The following is a 23244-nucleotide window of genomic DNA, read 5'->3' on the forward strand; positions in this document are numbered from 1 at the left end:
TTAGTGCCCGCTAGGGCATAAAAAAGCATGCGCTGGCGCTTTCTGACCTCCATGTCAGTTTTGACTCGAATCCCTTCGAGCCAACTACTCTTTTGCAACAGCGCAAAAGAGTAGCCAGAAAACGCCGCCGCTATTAAAGTTCTTAACCGCACAAAAAGACTTATTTTAGGGTCGCTACAAATGTGTCCCTCCAACTTCCGCTCAAATGACGTCGTGTCATTTGCCCCTAAAATAAGCCTTTTTGTGCTGAAACTTTACAGGCGAGAAAGCAGTGGCGGCGCCACCCAAAGAAATAAAGCTTTGTCGGCAAAGCCGATGCGCTTGATTTACCCTCGAATGAATGCTCGCCGTTTATTGTTTCAATTTGGGAGGTTAATCGCCAGGGATAGGCGATTAAGCGGTGCGCCGTCTGGAACGGCTCAGCGCGACCTGCCAAATTGAAACAATAAACGGATGAAGAGCATTGTGTCGAGCGGCACTTTTTGCTTACTTTTTGCTGCTGTTGGTAAAAAGTAAGTCGCATAGAAGGGATTCTATGTGAAAAACGATAGGGATATCGTGCCCGTTTAGGGCATAAAAAAGCATACGCTAACGCTTACAGGCATCTCGATAACTGCTCCTGCGTTATTCTACCTTCCGCCATCCATGGCGGTCTCTTGTCTGTCTCAAATTTAGGATCCCAATACCAAACTTGCTACTCCATGCCTAAGTGCTTATCAAAGAAATTAGTAATGGTTTTGTACAAGTGAATTCCGGTATTCTTACCGCGTATGCTGTGTTTTTTGCCGGGATAATCCATGCTTTCGAATGGGATAGCTAAGTCTTGCAGGTGTTTGTAGAGCTTAGTGCTGTTGGTAAAAAGCACGTTGTCATCGGCCATGCCGTGATAGATCAGCAAATCCCCTTTAAGATCTTTAGCATAGGGAAATACCGATGCTGCGGCATAGGCACCTTTATCAGTTTTAGGATGTCCCATAAAACGCTCGGTATAATGGGTATCGTACAAGCCCCAATCGGTAACAGGTGCACCAGCAACCCCCGCTTTGAAGTAGTCTGAGGCTTTAAACATCGCCATTAGGCTCATGTAACCGCCGTAACTGTGGCCGTGCACACCAATTCGTGATGGATCCACATATGGCAAGCTATGTAAAAATTTTACACCTTCGATTTGATCGGCGACCTCAACACTGCCCATTTTTTTGTATATAGGATCTTCGAAAGCTTTGCCCCTCGCTTCCGAGCCTCGGTTGTCGATACTGAAGACCACATAGCCCTTGTTGGCCCAATATTGCATCAATAAACCGCGATTTCCACCCCAACTATCCTTCACCACTTGCGCACCTGGGCCGCCGTACAAATACACGATCACAGGATGTTTGCCTTCAATTTTTGCTGGCTTATACAAACGATAGAATATTTCCGTGCCATCTTGGGTATTAAAGCTGGCAATAGTAGGTTTTATCCAATTTGCTTGATAAGGCTTGAGCGGGTGATTATCGTCTATTTTATTTTCACTCAACCAAGTTAACTGCTTACCTTGTGCTTGGTGTAAGCTAACTTGTTGTGGAGTGTTGGTAGTAGAGAAGTTATCAACATAGACACTGGCATCTTGGCTAAAGGAAATCTTATGGAAACCACTACGTTTGGTAATTTTAGTGATGGCTGCACCATCGAAGCCTACCTTATATAAATGGCTTTGTGTGGGGGTGTCGGCACGGCCAGTAAAGTAAATCACTTTATTCTTTTGATCGATAGCCTCTACTTCATCCACTACCCAATCACCTTTGGTTAGCTGACGCACTAGCTCGCCGTTGTTTTTGTGTAAATACAGATGTTTGTAGCCATCTTTTTCAGATGCCCAAATAAAGTGCTGCTTGTCGTTTAAAAAACGTAGATCTTTGTTCAAATTAACCCAAGTGTTACTTTTTTCTTCGAGTAACGTGCTTTGTTTTTTACTGGATAAATCAAATGCTTTCAGTGCCAAATATTGTTGACTGCGATCTTGCACTTGATAGGTCAGCTTAGTGCTGTCTTTCATCCAATTTACTCTAGCCAAGTAAATATCTTGCTCGTCACCTAAATCTACCCAGTTTTTTTGCAAAGAGGCTAGGTCAAGCACGGCTAATTTAATCAAGACATTATTAGTGCCCGCACTAGGGTAACGTTGCTTAATCATTTTTATAGAGTCCGCATATATCTCGCTGCGGGTAATTTGCTCAACTGGCGATTCGTCTATTTGGGTAAAGGCAATATGTTTCTCATCTGGCGACCACCAATAACCTGTCATTCGGCCCATTTCTTCTTGTGCTACGAATTCCGCCATAGCATTTTTAATAGGCCCATTACCATCATGGGTTAAGCGAGTTTCTTTGCCACTTTTAATGTGTTTGATATATAAGTCTTGGTTTCGAACGAAAGACAAGTAATTGCCCTTTGGTGACAACTTGATATCAGTTTCAAACTCTGGGGTTTGCAATAACTGCTGCGCTTTTTTATCACCTAAAAGGTAATAATAGGCATCACCCGCTAGCGGGAATAACAAGGCACTAGCATCATTTGACCATTGGTAACTGACAATACCAGACCCACTTAGACGCAGACGTTCTCGTCGTGCTTTTTCCTCATCGGATAAGACTTCAGGCCCTGAACTCAAGTCATCAGAGTCAAATAACAACTGCGTTTTAGCACTTTTTATATCGTACTCCCATAAATCTAAGCGTTCATAATCAGATTCTTTAGCTTGTAAAAAAGTCACGCGTTTGCCATCGGGAGAAACTTTCAGTTTTTTTTGAGATGCCCCCTGCAAGCTCGGAGACTGGAAGATACGTTCAATACTAAGTGTTGATTGCGGTTGATTATTGGCTGTTACATTGACAGACCAGACTGCCAAACCACTGACTAAAAGCCAAGAAAGTTTATTCATTCACATTTTCCCATTACTGTTTGTTCTTACCTCCAAGAATTAGGATAAGATACTTTATTATAATAAAGGCCAGTGACAAACGGGCCATTCGGCATATTGTAGGGATTTATTGCCTACAGGTAAAATCACAGGGTGAAAATGTTAAAAACCGCTTTAGTTTTAGGTGCAACAGGCTTAGTGGGTAAGTCCTTAGTTGAACAACTGTGTGCAGATAAACGCTATCAAAGGGTCACTTGCTTGATCCGAAAGCCACTGCCTAAAGATTATTTCGCCGATAATTCCCATAAAGTGCAAGCAATAGTGGTTGATTTTGAGCAGTTACAGGATTACCAAGGCTATTTTTCCGCAGCGCATATCTATGTGTGTTTAGGCACAACCATTAAGCAAGCTGGCAGCAAGCAAGCGTTTCGCAAAGTCGATTTCGAATATGTGCATGTGGCGGCGCAGCTGGCTAAAACCCTAAAGGCCGGCAGTTTTGTGTGGATTTCTTCGGTTGGAGCCAATGCCCATAGCCCTAATTTTTATTTGCGGGTTAAAGGTGAGCTCGAAAATGCCATTTTAAATATGCCGGGTTTACCCAACGCCGCAGCGGTAAGACCTTCGTTATTGTTAGGTGAGCGCAACGAGATGCGCCCCGCCGAGAAACTCGCCGCCATGTTCAGCCCTCTCATCTCGCCGTTTTTACTCGGCGGATTAAAAAAGTATCGGCCGGTGCAGGCGGCAGAAGTCGCGACTCATATGATCCGTTTACAGGTATTCTAAGATGGGATTTAAGTTCAAGCAGTTCACTATCGAAGATCAAGCTTGCGGAATGAAAGTCGGCACCGACAGCATTATGCTGGGCAGTTGGGTACAAACTAATCATCCCCAGCGCATTTTAGATATCGGCACCGGCAGTGGCTTGTTAGCCATTATGTTGGCGCAAAAAACACCTGAAAGTTGCTTGATTGATGGTATAGACCTAGATGCCGCCGCTATCAAACAGGCTAAAATTAATGGTCAGAATTGCCCATGGACCCAGCGCTTAACTTTCTATCACACTAGCCTGCAAAATTTTCAAACGGATCAAGCCTATGACTTGATTATCAGTAATCCGCCATATTTTTGTACTAATAAAACGGCCAATAAAACCCAAACCTCACCGAGCCGCACCCAAGCAAGGCAGACAGTAGCATTAGATCACGCAACACTTTTACAAGCGGTCGCGCAGCATCTATCTGTTGCTGGCCAGTTTAATTGCGTTCTGCCAGAAAGCGTGGCACATCAATTTATTGATGAGGCACAAACACTAGGTTTGCATTGCACTCGGGCTTTAGAGGTGCAACCAAAGCAAGATGTTGGTATTACGAGACTTTTACTGGCGTTTAAGCGCACTAAAACGCCTACAGCTACTGAAAACATCAGTATTTACAATCAGTTAAACGAATATTCAACAGACTATATCGCCCTATGCAAAGATTATTATCTTAATTTTTGACAGTTTTTACCTTAATCCTCTATCTTTTTATAAGTAGTACTTAACAATACGCGCTTTATCTGGGAGGAATGATGAAAACATTTGAATTACCCAAATCGATCTCTTCTTTGGCGAGCCAGCTACAAATTGTACAAATGGTGTGGCAGAACGTGGCGGTTCAAATCCCCAAATTTGCGGTTTATGCCATTATTGAAAAACCTGTATTTCATAAAGTGGTGATTAGACGGGGCAGGAAAATTGGCCTTTTAACTTTGTCGCGGTATACCATCCCTGTTCTCGATCCGTTTCGAGGTGATATTGATTTTTATCCCAACTACGCACTGATTATTAGCCATAGTCGCGGCAACTGTTTTGGTTTATATGGCTACCCTGCCGATCACATTGAGCTAGATAAACAACTTTCAGCAACCAACGGGGCTGTGGGGAAGATTGTTAAGCACTATTTATAGCTTCAATAGACCATATCTGGCACTAGGCATCTCTCACTAGGCCTTTTTCAATGCTACGCACTAACCTTTGGGTTAAACGATTATCGACTTTTACATCTTGTTGGGCTTTTTCTTGCTGTTGTTGTAGCGCCCACTCAATATGTTCTTTGACCATTTCTGTACTATGCAGCAATGCAGCTTGCAAGCTAGAGACTATTTGCTCGGAATAAGGGGCATTACCTAAGCCTACCGCTAAATTACGTTGCCAACGCTCAAACCCAATGCGCCTGATAGCTGATCCTTCGGTATTTTTAAGAAAGGTCGCTTCATCCCATGCAAATAATTGAATTAGTTCCTGACTCATTAATTTTTGTCTGGGGTGAAAGTCTGTTTCATCGGTAATATTGGCGTAACGGTTCCACGGGCAAATGAGCTGACAATCATCGCAGCCATATACGCGATTGCCAATCAAAGCCCGATACTGCTCAGGAATGGCACCTTTTTGCTCTATGGTTAAATAAGAAATACAGCGCCTTGCATCAACCACGTATGGTTCAACAATTGCTTGAGTAGGGCAAATTGTGAGACAAGCGGTACAGCTGCCGCAGTTTTCACTTACCGCTTTATCCACAGGTAAGGGAATATCAACAAATAGCTCACCTAAAAAGAACCAAGAGCCTGCTGCCTTGTTTATAGTAAGTGAGTGCTTACCGGTCCACCCTATTCCGGCTTTTTCGGCAATGGCATGCTCAAGCACCGGAGCAGAATCCACAAATGGCCTAAAATTCAACTCGGCGCATTCGGTTTTGATTTTTTCACCCAGCTTTTTGAGGCGATTTCGTAATAACTTGTGATAGTCACGACCAAGGGCATAACGGCTAATATAGGCTTGTTGTTTATTTTTGAGGGTATGGGCGAACTTAGCATCCGGCGGTAAGTAATCCATTCTGACACTGATAACTCGCAAGGTGCCGCTTAGCAATTCTGCCGGTCTGGCGCGCTTCATGCCGTGTTCCAACATGTAATTCATTTCCCCTGCATAGCCATTTTCTAGCCATGCTTGTAGGTGGGACTCATGTTGTTGTAGATCAACATCGCAAATCCCCACTTGCTGAAAACCTAGCGCTTTACCCCAAGCCTTGATACTTTCAGCTAAAGATAACAATTGGGAGCTGTTGAGTGATGACATTGACAAACCTGTTAACCGAGCAAGCGTCGCAGAGTTTATCACATAAAATTGTGAGTTCAGAACAAGTCAAAGCCCTTGAGCCAATAGCTGCACAAAATGCCGGCTGCAGCATGTTTGCGTTAATGCAAAGAGCGGGCGAAGCGGCGCTTAATGCTCTACGACAGCAATGGCCACAGGCCAACAATATTGTAGTGCTGGCCGGCAACGGCAATAATGCTGGCGATGGCTACATTTTAGCCACATTAGCCAAACAACAGGGTATGAATGTGGTGGTTATCTGTCAGCAAATACAAAAAGAATTAACCGGAGATGCAAAACAAGCCCAAAAGGCATGGCAAAACATAAATGGTGCCACTCAGGCATTCGCTACCTTCGAGCCGAGTCAATATGATCTCATCGTTGATGCCTTATTAGGCACAGGGGTAACCGGTGCAGTTAAACCGGCTTTTCAATCTGTTATCAATCACGTTAACCAAGCTAAGACCCCTGTTCTCAGCATTGATTTGCCCTCTGGCATGCAAGCCAATACTGGGCAAGCCTTACCTATTTGTATTAAGGCAGATTTAACTGTCACTTTTGTGGCCACTAAGCCAGGTTTAGTCAGCGGTATAGGCAAAGCATATTGCGGCAAACTGGTTTTCGCTGATTTAGCTGTAGGCTCTGAGTTTTTCGCCTTAGCAACAGGCACTGCACAATTAGTAAGCTGGTCAATGTTGCAAGCACTCCCAGTAAGACAAGCACACCAAAATAAAGGCTCTTTTGGTAAACTATTGTGTGTGGGTGGTAACCAAGGCATGGCAGGAGCAATACGCCTTAGCGCCGAATCCGCACTACGCTGCGGTGTGGGTTTGGTGAAAGTGCATTGTCATGAATCCAGTAAACTCAGTATCTCAGCCAGTTGTCCTGAAATAATGTTGACTAATAACAGTCTTGCAGCAGCGCTAAAATGGTGTAGTTGCATAATAATTGGCCCGGGATTAGGACAAGATGAATGGGCCCAGCAGCAGTTTTTCCAAGTATTAACGCACCTCAAACAACATCCTAAGCCAGTAATCATCGATGCGGACGCTATCAATTTGCTGGCAAGTAACAAAGAGGATCGAGACATTCTCAATACCTTGGCGCAATTACCAGCTTTAGTGTTAACCCCTCATCCTGGAGAAGCCAGCCGCTTATTAGGGTGCACTATCTCTCAGATTGAAAACAACAGATACCTTGCATCTGAAAATATCGCCCAAGAATTTCAGGCGGGCTGCGTACTAAAAGGAGCAGGTACTATCATTCACTCCCATAATGTTCAACAAAAGCCTCCATGCTGGATATGCGTTGGTGGCAACCCTGGCATGGCAACGGCTGGTATGGGTGATTTATTAACTGGCATTATAGGCGCTTTTCTGGCCCAAGGATTAACGGCGCAGCAAGGAGCAGTATATGGTGTATGTGCCCATAGTGAAGCTGGCGACAGAGTTGCCAACCAATACGGTCAACGTGGTATGATAGCGTCAGATTTATTGCAACCTTTACGAGCCATTGTTAACGGACTATGAGCATTTCTTTATCGCCTTCCGAGGCTAATATAGCCACAACACATTTTGAGCTGACCGACGAAGCAGCCACAGTTGCCCTAGCTGGCAAACTAGCAAAGCATTGCCATCATGGCGTGGTCATTTATCTTGAAGGTGATTTAGGTGCCGGAAAAACCACCTTTAGCCGCGGCTTTATTCAAGCTTTAGGGCATATAGGGAAGGTTAAGAGCCCTACCTATACTTTGGTTGAACCCTATGAAATATCTGGTTGGCGGGTGTTTCACTTTGACTTATATCGACTATCCGATCCTGAAGAATTAGAATTTATGGGCATTCGTGACTATTTCGATCTAGATTGCATTTGTTTGATCGAATGGCCAGACAAAGGCGCTGGCCTCTTGGCAGCAGCAGATTTACACATTAGTATTGAATTTAAACAATCAGGACGAGTGCTATCTATGCAGGCTAAGTCTGCACAAGGCGCCGACTTGCTTAGCCATTTACACTAGAAAAATAATAATGCGAACCTTTAGCTCCATACAACTTATAGCGATATTAACCAGTTGCTTACTGGTGGCTTTCAGCCCTGCAGGTTTTGCCAAAAATACCATTGAAGGACTGCGCATTTGGCCCTCTCCTAATAGTACACGCTTAGTGTTTGATTTAGCCGAAGCACCAAAATATAGCTACTTCACCTTAAAAAGCCCACAAAGATTAGTAATAGACGTAGAAAACACCCCAAAAAATTTCGATTTCAGCCACATAGTTAATGAAAGTAAACTCGTTAAAAAAGTGCGATATAGCACAGCTAAAAATGCTCAATCCGTTCGTATAGTCATAGAATTGAACAAAAAACTCGAAAAGAATATTTTTGCGCTACCACCCACCGCACCCTACGGTAATAGATTAGTAATTGATTTAAACGATCCTATTTCGACTGCGCCACAGATTGTATTGGATTCAAAATCTAGCATCGACAGAGACATAGTGATAGTGATAGATGCGGGGCACGGGGGTGAAGATCCAGGCTCAATAGGCCCAGGTGGCAGTTATGAAAAGAATGTCACTTTAGGCATAGCAAAACGCTTTAAGCATTTGATTAACAAAGAAAAAGGCATGAAAGCTGTGATGACACGCAGCGGTGATTATTATATTTCTCCTAATCAGCGCCCGCAACTCGCCCGAAAACACAAAGCAGATATGTTTATATCCATACACGCCGATGCTTTTACCACACCTCATCCTAGAGGTGCCTCGGTGTGGGTATTATCGATGAAAAGAGCCAATACCGAACTAGGTCGCTGGATGGAAAGAACCGAACGCCACTCTGAATTGTTAGGCGGCGCCGCCGAAATCATTCAAGATACGGCCAATGAACGATATTTGGCCCAAGCCTTACTCGATATGTCGATGGATCATTCGTTAACCACCAGCTACGACGTCAGTCGCGATATGATCAAGCACCTCAGTAAGGTCACAAAACTGCACAAGAAGATCCCGCAAGCAGCCAGTCTTGCGGTTCTAACCTCACCTGATATCCCGTCAATATTGGTTGAGACTGGATTTATTTCCAATCCTCAAGAGGAGAAAAATCTGAACTGGTCAAAGTACCGACAAAAGTTGGCACAATCTGTATTTAACGGACTAAAGCAGCACTTTAAAGACTCACCTCCAGATGGTTCGTTATGGGCCAAATGGAAGCAAGAAAAACGCACTCATAGAGTCCGCAGTGGTGAATCCTTATCCTTACTGGCACAACGTTATAATGTGCAGCTTAGTCAGCTAAAAAAGGCCAATAATCTTAATAGCAATATGGTGCGAATTGGACAAGTTCTGACGATACCTAGCACCTAATTTCATCTTACACTCAGCATAAATACTAGGGTCATTGTTTTGCCAATTCAAATTCTTCCCGCTAGATTAGCTAACCAAATTGCCGCTGGTGAAGTAGTCGAACGACCTGCTTCTGTGGTCAAAGAACTAGTGGAGAATAGTCTAGACTCTGGAGCCACATCTATTGATATTGAAATCGAGAAAGGCGGGCATAAAAAAATACTTATCCGCGACAACGGCAGCGGCATTCCCCAAGACGAACTCCCATTAGCTTTAAGCCGTCACGCCACCAGTAAAATTGCCAAATTAGATGATTTAGAAGCCATTAACAGTTTAGGATTTCGGGGAGAAGCCCTGGCCAGTATCAGTTCGGTGGCACGTTTGACTTTAAGCTCTAAACCTAAAGAGCAAAGTCAAGCGTGGCAAGCTCACTGTGAAGGGCGAGATATGCAAGTGCAACTTAATCCAGTCGCCCACCCCGATGGCAGCAGCGTTGATGTGGTGGATTTATTCTTTAATACCCCTGCCAGACGTAAATTTTTAAAGACCGAAAAAACTGAGTTTAGCCATATAGATGAGGTAGTCAGGCGCATTGCCCTTAGCCGATTTGATGTCAGTTTTAGTCTTAAACATAATGGTAAACTACTGCGCAGATATCCAGCCGTAAAACTGCAAAACACCGAGCTAAAACGCATCAGCGCCATTTGTGGTAACGCATTTTCAGAGCATTGCATCGAGCTCAATAGTCAGTATCAACAACTAGAGCTAAAAGGCTGGTTAGCTCAACCCGATCAAATGGCATCCCATGGTGGCTTTCAGTATTTTTATGTAAATGGCCGCATGATGCGCGATAAACTGATTAACCACGCGGTTCGTCAAGCCTTTGAGGGGCTAGTTGGCGATGAGGTCTCCCTATCTTATGTGCTTTATTTAAGCATAGAGCCCAGTCAAATTGATGTTAATGTTCACCCCGCCAAACATGAAGTGCGTTTCCACCAAGCCCGTTTAGTTCATGACTTTATTTACCGCGCTTTAACTGATTCTTTAAATCAGTTTTTTAAACAAGGACAGCAATCCTCAACTCCTGAAGCAAAAGTGTTGCCACAAGCCATACCAAAACATGACTATATTCAACCCTTACAGCGAGCTAGCGCTGCAACTATGGTTCATGAACAATTACCTCGACATTCCGGCTTTGGCACGCAACACCCTAGCGCCTCTAGAAACCTAACTAGCAAAGATAAGGCGCAACACTTAGTCAATTCTTCAGAGGTTATCAATCAAGCATCGGTAAACTATCAACAACTCATGACCCCTGCCCAGTTAGGCAAGCCTAAGGTTGCGGAACAAAGCCATGCAGCTATAGGGCAATGGCTGCAAATAAACGACAATCAACTATTGGTCAGCATTGCACAACAATTTTATTTGCTAGAAACACAGGCTTTGTATCTGGCTGTTTTATCCCAACTCTATTCAGATACCAAGCCAGTAAGCCAGCCCTTACTGATGCCCATTTCCATATCTGCCACACCAGAGTTACTGGCGAAAGCCAAGTCTCTTTACCAGCCACTAATAGAAAACAGTGTGGAAATTGGTTGGACACCCAACAGAATTATTTTACGTAAAGTACCCGCTGGACTACGGCAGCTTAGGTGGGCAGAATGTTTAGAACATGTGTTGCAATGCAAAGCAACAGATAGCAAAGAAGTTTGCGAGCACCTACTTAGCTGCATTGCCTCGAACCAAGAAATTAGCGTTAATCAAATCCAAGAATTGTGGCAACAGTTTGTTCATATATCGAAAGACTTAGAACACGCAATGTCTCGAATAGGTAAAGTTGTGCCCTTACAAGAATTGTTAAGTACCCATGAAAACAGATAAAAACCAATCCGAGCAAGCTTTACCACCAGCGATATTTTTAATGGGGCCTACTGCATCGGGGAAAACAGCTCTCGCTATTGAACTATGCGAAAACCTGCCCTGCGAAATAATCAGTGTCGATTCTGCATTGATCTATCGTGGAATGGATATAGGCACAGCCAAGCCTAATGCCGAAGAATTAGCAAGAGCACCACATCAGTTAATCGATATTCTCGATCCCGCGCAAAGTTATTCGGTGGCAGAATTTCGCAAAGATGCCCTTTTAGCCATGCAAGACATCACATCGAGGGGCAAGATCCCACTTTTGGTTGGCGGCACTATGATGTATTACAAAGCCTTAGTTGACGGCCTTTCTCCATTACCTGAATCTGATCAAAGCGTAAGACGAGGTATAGAAGCTAAAGCCGAAGAAAACGGCTGGCAAGCCCTACATGACGAACTTGCCCATGTCGACCCAAGTTCTGCAAAACGTATTCATCCAAATGATCCACAGCGCCTAATCAGGGCATTGGAAGTATATCAGCTTACGCAACGCTCAATGACAGACTTGATGGCCACCAAGTCTGCCCCCATTCCATATAACATCAAGCAGTTTTGTATCGCTCCAGATGATCGTAAAGTATTACATCAACGTATTGCTCAGCGTTTTCAAATAATGGTCGATACAGGATTTCAAGAAGAAGTAGAGATGCTTAAAGATAGAGGCGATTTGCATTTAAACTTACCCTCAATTAGATGCGTTGGCTATCGTCAAATGTGGCAGTATCTCGATGGCGATTTTGATTTTAACGAAATGCGTGAAAAATCTATTGCCGCAACACGACAATTAGCCAAAAGACAACTCACTTGGCTAAGAGGGTGGAAAGATCTTCATATGCTTGAAACCTTTGCTTCTGATAATATGTCAAAAGTTCTAAAGCAAAGATAAACAGCCCCCTGTGTGGCCTATACAGCTATATGTTTTTCTGTATAATCATTTTCAGGGTAAAAAATTAATAATAATAAAAAAGGTAATATCATGGCAAAAGGACAATCCCTACAAGACCCGTTTCTTAATGCGCTTCGTAAAGAACGTATTCCAGTATCCATTTATCTTGTTAACGGTATTAAGCTTCAAGGACAAGTCGAATCTTTCGATCAATTTGTCATTTTGCTTAAAAATACGGTTAGCCAGATGGTGTACAAACACGCAATTTCTACCGTTGTTCCATCACGTGCAATTCCAATGCCTACTGCTGGTCAAACGGACGCAGACGACAGTTAAATATGGTTTTAGGAGAGCGGCTTGTTTGACCGTTATGAAGCAGGTGAACAAGCTGTTTTAGTACATGTTGATTTTGCTGATGAAAATAGCAAAGAAGATTTATTAGAGTTGCAACTACTGGTATCTTCAGCAGGTGTGAATGCCATAGATGTAGTCACAGGTTCGCGGCAGGCACCCCAAGCACGTTACTTCGTAGGTAGCGGTAAAGCTGAAGAAATTGCTAATGCCGTCAGAGCCCAGCAAGCTGACGTGGTGATTTTTAATCATAGCTTGTCTCCCTCGCAAGAACGTAACCTAGAGCAATTATGTCAGTGTAGAGTGCTCGACCGCACGGCGCTGATCCTCGATATTTTTGCGCAACGTGCCCGTACCCACGAAGGTAAGTTACAAGTAGAGTTGGCGCAACTTCGCCACATCAGCACGCGATTAATTCGAGGCTGGACTCACTTAGATAAACAAAAAGGTGGTATAGGCTTACGTGGCCCTGGTGAGAGTCAACTTGAAACAGACAGACGATTATTGCGAGCGCGGATCAAAGCGATTCAAAAACGCCTCGATAAAGTACAAAAACAACGTGAACAAGGCAGACGCGCTAGGATAAGGGCGGAGATCCCAACGGTTTCTTTAGTGGGTTATACTAACGCAGGCAAATCAACTTTATTTAATACCATGACAGAGTCGGCTGTTTATGCCGCAGATCAACTGTTTGCCACACTTGACCCAACGCTTAGAAAGATCCAGTTACAAGATGTAGGCGCAGCAATTCTTGCAGACACGGTTGGTTTTATCCGTCATCTCCCCCATGATCTAATTGCAGCCTTCAAAGCAACCCTGCAAGAAACTCAGCAAGCAAACTTGCTATTGCATGTAGTTGATTATTCAGATGATCAGTTTCAAGAGAATACCGAGCAGGTCAATGAAGTGTTAGAAGAGATAAAGGCTGATGACATTCAGCAACTCGTGGTATGCAATAAAATCGATCGCATGGATGGCATAAATGCCAAAATAGACCGCGATGAGTCGGGTATGCCTATTCGTGTTTGGGTGTCTGCCCAGCAAGGAGTGGGAATTGACTTGCTGTATAGCGCCATAACTGAGTGTTTATCACAAAATATGGTACAACACAGCTTATTGATCCCACCGCAACACAGCAATTTGCGAGGGGTATTTTTTGATATGAACTGCATTACCTCACAAGATTATGCTGAAAATGGTGATTGGCAAGTTGATGTACGTATGGAACAAAGAGATTGGAACAGATTGCTTAAGCGTATCGACGTAGATTTAGAGTCATATATAATAAAGCATTAACAATTCAAATCAGAATAAACAATTTTTACAAACTCGTAATGGCCCTACAGCAGAGCCATTTATTGAATTAACTAGTTGGAGAGTGATAATGGCTTGGAATGAGCCCGGTGGAAACAATAATGATCCTTGGAAGAATAAGGGCGGCCGCGATCAAGGGCCCCCTGATTTAGACGAGGTATTTAAAAACTTAATGAATAAATTCGGTAAGTTTGGTGGTGGAAATGGCGGAGCATCTGGGGGCAAGAGCCTAGGTGGAATTGGTTTCGCTGTCATTGTAGGCATTATAGTCATCGGCTGGGTGTTTAGCGGCTTTTATACCATTCGTGAAGCTGAACGCGGTGTAGTTTTACGTTTTGGCGAATTTAGCCATTTAGTTGAACCCGGCCTACGTTGGAAACCCACTTTTGTTGACACAGTGAAACCAGTCGATGTTCAAACCATTCGCTCCATGCCTTCTTCCGGTTCAATGTTAACGGAAGACGAGAATGTAGTCAGAGTTGAAATGGAAGTGCAATACCGCATTCTAGAACCCTATAAGTATAGTTTTGCCGTGACCAGCCCTGAAGAAAGTTTAAGTCAGGCTTTTGATAGTGCCATCCGTTATGTTGTGGGTCATTCAAAAATGGATGACGTTCTAACCAGTGGCCGTGAATCAGCGAGACAAAGTGTTCGTGACGAGTTAACCAGCATAATTGAGTCATACGACATGGGTATCGCGGTGATTGATATGAACTTCAAAGATGCGCGCCCGCCAGAGGAAGTAAAAGAAGCCTTCGATGATGCCATAGCAGCACAAGAAGACGAGCAGCGATTTATCAATGAAGCAGAAGCTTATTCTCGTGAAATTGAACCTCGTGCCCGTGGTCAAGTAAACCGTATGGCCCAAGAAGCACAAGCTTATAAAGAGCGTGTCACTTTAGAAGCCCAAGGTGCTATCGCGCGCTTTGAAGAGTTATTGCCTCAGTACATCGCTGCGCCTGAAGTTACTCGCAGTCGTATCTATTTAGAGTCTATGGAGCAAGTGTACGGTAATACCAGCAAAATTTTGGTGGACACCGAAGGTACAGGCAACATGATGTATTTACCATTAGATAAGATTTTAGATAGACAATCTGGCCCCTCTATCCCTGCTAATATCCGCAGTACATTAGAAGGATTGCGCAATCAGGAATCAGACCCGCAACCGGTAAACAACAATTCCAGAACTGGTCGTTCAAGCGGCATACGTAGTGGGAGAAACTAAGCTATGAAAAATTTTATTGCCTTAATAATCGTAGCCTTAAGTCTACTTACATTTAGTTCTTTGTTTGTCGTAAAAGAAGGTAACAAGGCTATTGTTATCCAATTTGGTAAAGTACAACGAGACAGCGAAACCGATTTAACCCGTGTGTTCGAACCTGGCTTACACCTAAAACTGCCTTTCTTTGATCGCGTAGTGAGTTTAGATGCACGTATTCAAACATTAGATGAAGCACCTGACAGATTTGTCACCTCAGAGAAAAAAGATCTCATTGTCGACTTATACGTTAAGTGGAGAATTGAAGACTTTGCTAAATACTACCTCGCCACTGGCGGTATTAAGTCAAGCGCTGAGGTATTGCTACAACAAAAAGTTAATAACGGACTTCGTTCTGAGTTTGGTACCCGCACCATTCAACAAATTGTGTCTGGTGAGCGCTCCGAGTTAATGGATGAGGCTATGGCACAAGCTTCTACAAGCTCCGATGAATTAGGAATCGAGATTATAGACGTACGGGTTAAGCAAATTAACTTACCCCTTGAAGTACGTAACTTTATCTTTCAGCGCATGCGAACTGAACGTGAAGCAGTAGCCCGCGAACATCGCTCAGAAGGTAAAGAGAAGGCTGAGTTTATCAAGGCCGATATTGATGCCAAAATCACCGTTATGCTTGCAGATGCTGAACGTAACTTACGTAAACTCAAAGGTGAAGGTGAAGCACAAGCGGCACAGATATACGCCGAAACTTATACCAAAAATCCTGAGTTCTATAGTTTCTTGCGAAGTATGGATGCTTACAAGGCCAGCTTTAGTAATAAGCAAGACGTGTTAGTGGTTGAACCAGATAGCGACTTTTTCAGATATATGAAAAATCCTAAAGGAAAATAACACAATTGAATCTCAAGTAGGTTTATGCAACACATAAAAAAGCGCCGAGAGGCGCTTTTTTAATTGAAGCACATAAATCGTATTTAACCCGATCAAGATTTCTGAGTGGTTGATAATTTCCTAAGTACATAATGCAATATCCCACCATGACGATAATAGTACAGCTCGTTGGGTGTATCTATTCGTACTGCCACCTCAAAGCAGACTTTTTCTCCCTCACTATTGATGGCTGTCACTTCAAGTGTTTTTTGCCCTTCACAAACAGCTGGTATTGAGAACTGCTCTTCGCCAGTTAATTTTAGCGATTCAACACTTTGTTGTTTATTAAATTGCAGTGGAAGTATGCCCATTCCAATTAAATTAGAACGATGGATCCGTTCATAACTTTGTGCAATAACGGCTTTGACACCTAATAGAGCAGGTCCTTTTGCTGCCCAGTCTCTGGAACTTCCGGTTCCATACTCTTTCCCAGCCAAAACAATAGTAGGTACTTGCCTTTGCTGATAAGCCATAGCAGCATCATAAACACTCATTTTGTTACCTTCAGGCAATAATCTTGTCCAACAACCTTCAGTACCTGGGGCGAGTAAATTGCGTAAACGAATATTGGCGAAAGTACCACGCATCATCACCTCATGATTACCTCGCCTTGAACCATAGGAATTAAAATCACTGGGAGACACACCTTCAGCTTTTAAATACTCGCCAGCGGGGCTATTTATGGCAATCGATCCAGCCGGAGATATATGATCTGTGGTTACACTATCGCCTAACAATAACAGGCATTGAGCATTATCAATTGAGCTCCCTGCGGGAACTTGTTTACTAATGTTGTCAAAGAAAGGGGGGCGTTTAACGTAGCTGGAATCTGGCCAGTCATACTTTTCACTTGCGACCAAATCAAGCTGCTGCCAATCCTGATTTCCTTCAAATACGTCGCTATACCGAGCTGTGAACATGGCACTATTAATATCTCTATCAATAATCTCTTGAATATCTTCCGCTTTTGGCCAAATATCAGCTAAATATACTGGCTTTCCAGATTGATCATGACCCAAAGGCTCACGTGAAATATCGACACTCATATTTCCGGCTAACGCATAGGCAACGACTAAGGGCGGTGATGCAAGATAGTTCGCTTTTACTTCGGGATGTATACGCCCTTCAAAATTACGATTGCCAGATAACACTGAGCAGGCGGTGATGTCTCCCGCAATGATTGCATCACTAATCTGAGTCGGCAATGGGCCTGAGTTACCAATGCAAGTGGTACATCCATAGCCAACAAGCTGAAACCCTAAGGCATCAAGATCTTCATTTAAACCGGATTTTGCTAAATAGTCCGTTACAACTTGCGAGCCAGGTGCAAAGCTGGTTTTGACCCAGGGCTGAACACCTAATCCACGTTTAATTGCATTGCGAGCGAGTAGACCTGCTGCCACTAGCACCGCTGGATTTGAGGTGTTGGTACAGCTTGTAATTGCGGCAATAACAACTGCACCTTGTTTAAGTACAAATTCTTCTCCATGTAACTGGCAAATAACGCCATCTTCCAGCTTGTTGACTGCGCCTGTAAGTTGCCCTCCTTCATTCTCAAATTGTTCAGCATCATCGCTAGTAGATGGCGTTGCCACGGTTGATTGTAGTGCTAACCATTCGCGAAATTGCTGTCCAGCTTGCGCAACAGGAATTCGATCTTGCGGCCTTTTGGGGCCAGCTATAGAAGGCTCAACCGAATCTAATGTCAATTGTAAGCGTTGATGGTACTGAGCATTTTGCTGAGACTCTGTGCCCCACATGCCCATTTCCTTTAAGTAGCTGACGATGCAGGATATATGATGCTCTTCTCGTCCAGTTAGACGCAAATAGTCAATGGTTTTTTGGTCTATAGGGAAAAGACCACAGGTTGCGCCATACTCAGGCGCCATATTCGCTATAGTGGCTCTGTCTGCCAGAGACAATTGCTCAACCCCCTTCCCAAAAAATTCAACAAACTTACCGACCACATCGGCCTTACGCAGTTGCTGGGTAATTGTTAGAACCAAATCTGTCGCAGTGGTGCCCGTTGGCAATTTTCCCGTTAATTCAAATCCGACAATATTGGGTAACAGCATAGTCACAGGCTGTCCTAGCATGGCAGCTTCGGCTTCAATTCCCCCCACGCCCCAACCTAGTACACCTAGACCGTTTATCATGGTGGTATGTGAATCTGTGCCGACCAAAGTATCAGGATAAAGTACTGGTTCATCGCCGTCATTATTGCAAAACACTACTCTGGCCAAGTACTCAAGATTTACTTGGTGAACTATTCCACGACCCGGTGGAACCACTTTAAAATTATTAAAGGCTTGTTGCCCCCAACGTAGAAATTGGTAACGTTCTTTATTACGCTGAATCTCAAGCTCGGTATTTTTTTGAAGCGCATCATCGGTGGCATAGAAATCCACCATTACGGAATGATCAATCACTAATTCCACCGGATTTTGTGGATTGATTGTATTCGGATCGGAGCCGAGTGACGCCATAGCATCACGCATAGTGGCCAAATCCACAACTGCAGGTACGCCAGTAAAGTCTTGTAATACAACTCTAGATGGAACGAAGGCTATTTCTTTATCTTGCCAGTTATCTAGATCCCATTTGGCTAAAGCTTCGATATCTTCAGTTTGCACAAAATCTGAATCGGCATGCCTTATTAGGTTTTCTAATAGTAATTTGGCGGAAAACGGTAACCGAGAAAGATCAAAGCGTTGGGACAGTGGTTCAAAACTATATATCTGGTAGTGTTGTTCAAGGATTTGAATTTGTTTTTTGAACTGCATTGAATTCGCCATATTTGTACTCCCGAAAAATAATTAGCCAAATTAAAAATTAGTCGATAATTCATTACTACACTAACAAAAAGCATAACATTTAGGTAAGGGGCAATGAGTAATTTTCGAATTGAGCATGACAGCATGGGTAAAGTAAAAGTACCGAAAGATGCCTATTACCAAGCGCAGACTCATCGAGCGCTGGAGAATTTTCAGTTTTCTGATCGCATGTTTCCCCATGCCATAATCATTACATTAATTGACATTAAATCCTGCGCAGCGCAGGTCAACTGCTCGCTGGGACTCATTGACACTAGATTAGCAGACTCCATTCAAGCTGCTGCTAGTCAGGCTAAGAAGTTAGATTTTAGTAAACATTTCCCTCTTGACGTATTTCAAACAGGATCAGGAACCAGTTCCAACATGAATGTTAATGAAGTATTGGCAAAGTTAGCAGCAGACACTATTAACCAAGAAGTGCACCCCAATGACCATGTCAATTTAGGCCAGAGTAGCAATGATGTGATTCCGTCAGCCATCCAAATTTCTGCCGTTCGTTTGTTACAACATTTATATGCGGCTATCACCCCGCTGAATCAGCGACTCATTCTTCTAGCTGATGAACATAGTGACACAGTTAAAACAGGTCGTACCCACCTTATGGATGCAATGCCAATCACATTAGGTCAGGAGCTTAGTTGCTGGCGGATCCAGTTAGACTCAGCCAAGGAACGCATTAAACTGGCTGAGCAGTCGTTGCTTCAATTACCCATTGGTGGCACGGCAGTGGGAACAGGGGTTAACACTCATAAAGATTTTGCGGCCCTTTGCTGTAAAAAATTGAAACTCCTTGACCACCATGATTGGCAGCCGGCTGCTACGCCAGCAGTATTAATGAGCAGCCAAGACCACCACCTCGCACTGATGGCTGCGCTCAAAAATTTAGCCACCTGCTTACTAAAAATCGCAAATGATTTACGCTGGATGAACTCTGGTCCTCAAGCTGGTCTGCAAGAAATCCAACTTCAGCCATTGCAACCTGGTTCATCCATTATGCCAGGTAAGGTTAATCCGGTCATTCCTGAAGCTGTCGCTATGATTGCTGCAGAAATAATGGGGAATGAACAAACGGTTTCGGTCGCTGCGCAATCGAGCAACTTTCAGCTAAATGTCATGTTGCCTATAATTGGCGAGAAGATAAATTCTAGTATCAAGCTACTGACAAATGCTTGTAACGCGTTAACTAAATTAGTTTTTAGTGATTTGCATATTAATAAACAGTCACTCGCACAAAAAGTAGGGAAAAATCCGATGCTCGCCACAGCGCTTAATTCTAAAGTCGGCTACGATATGGCAGCAAAAATCGCGAAAATGGCTATTGATGAGCACAAAACAGTGTTAGACGTCGCCATTAGAGAAACCTCTCTTAGCGAAACCGAGTTGCGAGCCATACTTGATCCTATTGGACTAACGAATACCATTCTAGATAAGTGATTAGCCCGAACTCGGGCTATTGGGTCACTCAAAATGTATAAGCGGATTTGTGCCTTAGACGAGCTTTAAAAGGCTTATACCAAAGGCCACAAGCGTGGCCTTTACTAAGAGTTTATCTGCTATTAAAACTTTGCTCTGTAAACTTTATTCAATGCCATATTCAACCTTTAACTTAGCTACACGGTCGATTGATTCTTTATTCTTCATGATTCGTTGATTTAACTTACGAGTAGCTAAAAAGGTCTCATCCGCTAACAACAGTGCTTCTACATAATTAAGATAGATCTCTTCGTTCTGCATTTTATCCGAGATGGCACGATCATATAATTTAAGAGCATTTTTATACTCTTTCTCGGCTACATGAATTTGCGCTAACGTGTCCAAAGCAGCAGGATTAGTAGGCTCTAGCTCTACGGCTTTTTCACCAAAACCTTTCGCCATCTCTACATCACCTTGCTGCAAATATAAATACGCTAAGTTGTTGTTGGCAATATAGTTATTTGGGTTTTGCTTAATGGCTGCAGCATAAGTTGCCATTGCACCTGTCAAGTCCCCACCAATTTGCCTTTCTGCCAATAGCATTTTTGCCCCTAAATCTTTAGGGTGCTTTTGGTTATGCTGTTTAAGCACATCCAAACTCTTATCAGACTGCTTTAACATATCGTAAGTGAAAACTAACAGAATTAGATTTCTGGAATTGGGTGCAGCATTATAAGCGGTCAGCACGTTGTCTAGTGCAACCTCAGGCTGCTTATTATTTAGTTGAAAACGCGCCAAAAACCCTTTGACTAAAGGTAGGGCTAATACGTTCTCAGGCAATAAGTCATATGATTTTTGAGCGGCTGTATAATCCTGTTGCATCAGATAAAAATGAGTCGCTAGCAATTGCATTTGCACATCGTCTCGGTTATCGAGGTAACCTTGCGCTAATGTTGCTCCTTCCTCAAATTTATTTTGATTATCAAGCGTGAGTAATTTACCTAAGATAGCGTCTTTATCATTTGGCTTTTTCTGTAGCCAAGCATCGTAGTGGGCAATCGCTGCCCTCACTTGATTGGTTTTAATATAACTTTGACCCAAAATTTTCCAGTAAGCTTTTGGTAACTCTTTTTCATCGCTAATGGCAGTCAATAATTCAATGGCATCTGTATAGCCGCCTTCAACCACTTTAACGCGCGCTAATAATAGTCTTTTAGCTATACTTGTAGGCTCGCGCTCAAACGCTGACTGGATTTCTGCAACGCCTAAGGATTTTTGCTCTCCTTGTCTTTTGACTAGGTAATTGGTTGCCAATACCGAAACACTATCTGGAAACTCAGTTAGCAATTGCTTCAGCCTGACATTAGCTTCTTCAGTATTCTTTTGTGTCATAGCCAAGTTAACCAATGCCAATCCAGCAGACGCACTGGAGCTATCTAAAGCCGCTGCTTTTTCGAACTCTGCTTTAGCTTCTACAAATTTTTGTTGCCTAGTATATACATCGCCCGCCAGTAAATAGGGTTTGGCATCATCTGGGCTAGTGTCTTTCCACGCATTTGCTTGCTCTAAGGCTTTATCATACTGTTTGGTGGCAATATAGGCTTGAGCTAGTGTTGTCTGAGCGCTCATCAATTCTGGAGCTTTACTAACGGCTTCTTCTAAGTTGACAATACCATCCAAATTACTAAGTGAAAGTTGCAGTAGACCCAGACGAGTTAAATCTTCTGCGCTGCGGCCAATATTGGATGTTCGTTCTATGAGTACTTTGGCTTCTTTTTCAAACCCATCACGCAACAATTCGTAACTAGCCTTGGCCAGTAACGGGGCATCTTCATCGGTTAATTTATCTAGTTTTCCTAACACATCGCCAGCTTCAGAGGTCATTCCTAACTGCAATTGGCTAGCCGCTAGCAATTTAAGGCCGGGATGGCTATCAGGCAATATTCCTGCAATAAAAGTCAAATGCCGATTGGCCCCTGAATAGTCTTGCATTTGATAAGCCGCATAACCAGCCATCAATCGCAACATCGGATCATCTATGCCCCCTGTAATAGCAACCTCAGCTCGCTTAAGAGCATTTGCGTAGTCTCCTGCTTGGGCACTTGTTGCGGCTTTTAGCTGATTCAACAGAGGGTTTTGATCATTTAGTGTCAGTAAATCATCTAAGTAGGGATCGGCAGCAGTAAATTCCCCTATGTCTACCAACAACTTAGCAAGGACAAAAGCAATCTGTTTATCTTCAGGGTAAAACTGAACGTAGTCTTTAAATACTTCAGCTGCTTCTGCTGGTGCATTAAGGGATAATTTTAACTGTGCGAGTAGTTTTAGCACTTCAGCATTTTGTGGCTCTTGCTCCCGTAGCGTTGAGACAGCCGTTGCTGCTGCTTCATACTCTTTGTCTAACACTTGCAGATACGCAATCGTTAGCCCTCTAAAAACAGAAGTTGTATCAATAATAGCGAGTTCGTTTATTAAACTACGGGCTTCGTCGTTCTTTTCCAATCGAACCAAAGCAATGACTTTGGAATAGCCAATCTCGGCTCTTTCGGCAGGGGTTAAGCCTTTCTCTTTATGCTGCACTTTAGTGATCGCTGAGTAGGCACCTGTTTTCTGATACGCTTGCGTTAAAAGGGGCAACACCTTTGATGGCTGATAACCATACTCTAACGCTCTACCCAGCTCTTTTTCTGCACTTTCAAATTTTTTCTGTTGAATATAAAGCGCACCAAGTTCAAATCTAGCTTGGGCTGACTTTGGGTCAATTTGTACGGCATTTTTTAACGAAACAATTGCCGCCCCAATATCATTTTCTGCCACATATTGTTTTGCATCGCTAATATACTCGTCGCTAGTTTGTTTACCACACCCTGATAAAGCACCTAAAGCAACTATGGCTAATGCGTATTTTAACTGACTAGAATTAAAGCTTTTCATATATGATCCTTGAATAAATTCTGTGAAGGTATAATGACATGTGTTTTTACCTTATGCGACCCAT

17 protein-coding genes are annotated in these 23244 nt (G+C 43.2%); 13 read left to right on the top strand and 4 right to left on the bottom strand.

Going from position 1 to position 23244, the window contains the following annotated elements; translation table 11 throughout:
- Positions 1-694: 694 nt before the first annotated feature.
- Positions 695-2923: a S9 family peptidase gene (locus Q0688_RS21955; protein ID WP_299082434.1), complete on the bottom strand. Its 2229-nt coding sequence runs from the start codon at positions 2921-2923 to the stop codon at positions 695-697.
- A gap of 138 nt (positions 2924-3061) precedes the next feature.
- Here Q0688_RS21955 and Q0688_RS21960 point away from each other — a divergent pair, with 138 nt between their 5' ends.
- From Q0688_RS21960 to Q0688_RS21970, 3 genes are all read left to right on the top strand, one after another.
- Positions 3062-3685, top strand: a complete 624-nt coding sequence (locus Q0688_RS21960) for an NAD(P)H-binding protein (protein WP_299082436.1) — start codon at positions 3062-3064, stop codon at positions 3683-3685.
- A gap of 1 nt (position 3686) precedes the next feature.
- Complete coding sequence (locus Q0688_RS21965) at positions 3687-4400, top strand: methyltransferase (RefSeq protein WP_299082438.1); 714 nt, start codon at positions 3687-3689, stop codon at positions 4398-4400.
- Positions 4401-4471: 71 nt separating this feature from the next.
- Positions 4472-4849, top strand: a complete 378-nt coding sequence (locus Q0688_RS21970; RefSeq protein WP_299082440.1) for a hypothetical protein — start codon at positions 4472-4474, stop codon at positions 4847-4849.
- Between the two features lie 22 nt (positions 4850-4871).
- Here Q0688_RS21970 and queG read toward each other — a convergent pair whose 3' ends face one another.
- Entirely contained in the window at positions 4872-6017 is a 1146-nt protein-coding gene (gene queG / locus Q0688_RS21975; protein WP_299082441.1) for a tRNA epoxyqueuosine(34) reductase QueG, read from the bottom strand.
- Here queG and Q0688_RS21980 point away from each other — a divergent pair.
- From Q0688_RS21980 to hflC, 9 genes are all read left to right on the top strand, one after another.
- Positions 6011-7564 carry an NAD(P)H-hydrate dehydratase gene (locus tag Q0688_RS21980; protein WP_299082527.1) on the top strand — a complete coding sequence of 518 codons (1554 nt, stop codon included), beginning with the start codon at positions 6011-6013 and terminating at the stop codon, positions 7562-7564. The genes queG and Q0688_RS21980 overlap by 7 nt on opposite strands.
- Complete coding sequence (gene tsaE, locus Q0688_RS21985) at positions 7561-8052, top strand: tRNA (adenosine(37)-N6)-threonylcarbamoyltransferase complex ATPase subunit type 1 TsaE (protein WP_299082443.1); 492 nt, start codon at positions 7561-7563, stop codon at positions 8050-8052. Before Q0688_RS21980 ends, tsaE begins: the two co-directional genes overlap by 4 nt.
- Before the next feature lie 10 nt (positions 8053-8062).
- Positions 8063-9397, top strand: a complete 1335-nt coding sequence (locus Q0688_RS21990) for an N-acetylmuramoyl-L-alanine amidase (protein WP_299082445.1) — start codon at positions 8063-8065, stop codon at positions 9395-9397.
- A 39-nt stretch (positions 9398-9436) separates the two neighbouring features.
- On the top strand, positions 9437-11257 hold the full coding sequence (gene mutL, locus Q0688_RS21995) for a DNA mismatch repair endonuclease MutL (RefSeq protein WP_299082447.1): 1821 nt from the start codon (positions 9437-9439) through the stop codon (positions 11255-11257).
- Positions 11244-12185: a tRNA (adenosine(37)-N6)-dimethylallyltransferase MiaA gene (miaA, locus tag Q0688_RS22000; RefSeq protein WP_299082449.1), complete on the top strand. Its 942-nt coding sequence runs from the start codon at positions 11244-11246 to the stop codon at positions 12183-12185. The genes mutL and miaA overlap by 14 nt, the downstream gene beginning before the upstream one ends.
- A gap of 90 nt (positions 12186-12275) precedes the next feature.
- Complete coding sequence (hfq, locus tag Q0688_RS22005) at positions 12276-12521, top strand: RNA chaperone Hfq (RefSeq protein WP_299082452.1); 246 nt, start codon at positions 12276-12278, stop codon at positions 12519-12521.
- A 21-nt stretch (positions 12522-12542) separates the two neighbouring features.
- Entirely contained in the window at positions 12543-13832 is a 1290-nt protein-coding gene (gene hflX, locus Q0688_RS22010) for a ribosome rescue GTPase HflX (RefSeq protein WP_299082454.1), read from the top strand.
- Positions 13833-13920: 88 nt separating this feature from the next.
- A complete protein-coding gene (gene hflK, locus Q0688_RS22015; protein WP_299082456.1) occupies positions 13921-15075 on the top strand; it encodes an FtsH protease activity modulator HflK in 1155 nt (384 codons plus the stop codon).
- Positions 15076-15078: 3 nt separating this feature from the next.
- Positions 15079-15960, top strand: coding sequence for a protease modulator HflC (hflC, locus tag Q0688_RS22020; protein ID WP_299082458.1), 882 nt, complete (start codon positions 15079-15081; stop codon positions 15958-15960).
- Positions 15961-16052: 92 nt separating this feature from the next.
- Here hflC and acnA read toward each other — a convergent pair whose 3' ends face one another.
- Positions 16053-18782, bottom strand: coding sequence for an aconitate hydratase AcnA (acnA, locus tag Q0688_RS22025; RefSeq protein ID WP_299082529.1), 2730 nt, complete (start codon positions 18780-18782; stop codon positions 16053-16055).
- 105 nt (positions 18783-18887) lie between these two features.
- Here acnA and Q0688_RS22030 point away from each other — a divergent pair, with 105 nt between their 5' ends.
- Positions 18888-20267 carry a lyase family protein gene (locus tag Q0688_RS22030; protein ID WP_299082460.1) on the top strand — a complete coding sequence of 460 codons (1380 nt, stop codon included), beginning with the start codon at positions 18888-18890 and terminating at the stop codon, positions 20265-20267.
- A gap of 144 nt (positions 20268-20411) precedes the next feature.
- On the opposite strand, the gene prsT is transcribed toward Q0688_RS22030, so the two are convergent.
- Positions 20412-23180, bottom strand: coding sequence for an XrtA/PEP-CTERM system TPR-repeat protein PrsT (gene prsT, locus Q0688_RS22035; protein ID WP_299082462.1), 2769 nt, complete (start codon positions 23178-23180; stop codon positions 20412-20414).
- Positions 23181-23244: the final 64 nt, after the last annotated feature.

The sequence above is a fragment of the uncultured Paraglaciecola sp. genome (assembly GCF_937123705.1).
GTDB lineage: Bacteria > Pseudomonadota > Gammaproteobacteria > Enterobacterales > Alteromonadaceae > Paraglaciecola.

Coding starts and splice junctions, on each gene's coding strand:
- queG (WP_299082441.1), bottom strand. CDS start 6,017: ATGTCATCACTCAACAGCTCCCAATTGTTATCTTTAGCTGAAAGTATC.
- Q0688_RS21970 (WP_299082440.1), top strand. CDS start 4,472: ATGAAAACATTTGAATTACCCAAATCGATCTCTTCTTTGGCGAGCCAG.
- hflK (WP_299082456.1), top strand. CDS start 13,921: ATGGCTTGGAATGAGCCCGGTGGAAACAATAATGATCCTTGGAAGAAT.
- Q0688_RS21980 (WP_299082527.1), top strand. CDS start 6,011: ATGACATTGACAAACCTGTTAACCGAGCAAGCGTCGCAGAGTTTATCA.
- hflC (WP_299082458.1), top strand. CDS start 15,079: ATGAAAAATTTTATTGCCTTAATAATCGTAGCCTTAAGTCTACTTACA.
- prsT (WP_299082462.1), bottom strand. CDS start 23,180: ATGAAAAGCTTTAATTCTAGTCAGTTAAAATACGCATTAGCCATAGTT.
- tsaE (WP_299082443.1), top strand. CDS start 7,561: ATGAGCATTTCTTTATCGCCTTCCGAGGCTAATATAGCCACAACACAT.
- Q0688_RS21955 (WP_299082434.1), bottom strand. CDS start 2,923: ATGAATAAACTTTCTTGGCTTTTAGTCAGTGGTTTGGCAGTCTGGTCT.
- hfq (WP_299082452.1), top strand. CDS start 12,276: ATGGCAAAAGGACAATCCCTACAAGACCCGTTTCTTAATGCGCTTCGT.
- acnA (WP_299082529.1), bottom strand. CDS start 18,782: ATGCAGTTCAAAAAACAAATTCAAATCCTTGAACAACACTACCAGATA.
- Q0688_RS22030 (WP_299082460.1), top strand. CDS start 18,888: ATGAGTAATTTTCGAATTGAGCATGACAGCATGGGTAAAGTAAAAGTA.
- miaA (WP_299082449.1), top strand. CDS start 11,244: ATGAAAACAGATAAAAACCAATCCGAGCAAGCTTTACCACCAGCGATA.
- Q0688_RS21960 (WP_299082436.1), top strand. CDS start 3,062: ATGTTAAAAACCGCTTTAGTTTTAGGTGCAACAGGCTTAGTGGGTAAG.
- Q0688_RS21965 (WP_299082438.1), top strand. CDS start 3,687: ATGGGATTTAAGTTCAAGCAGTTCACTATCGAAGATCAAGCTTGCGGA.
- Q0688_RS21990 (WP_299082445.1), top strand. CDS start 8,063: ATGCGAACCTTTAGCTCCATACAACTTATAGCGATATTAACCAGTTGC.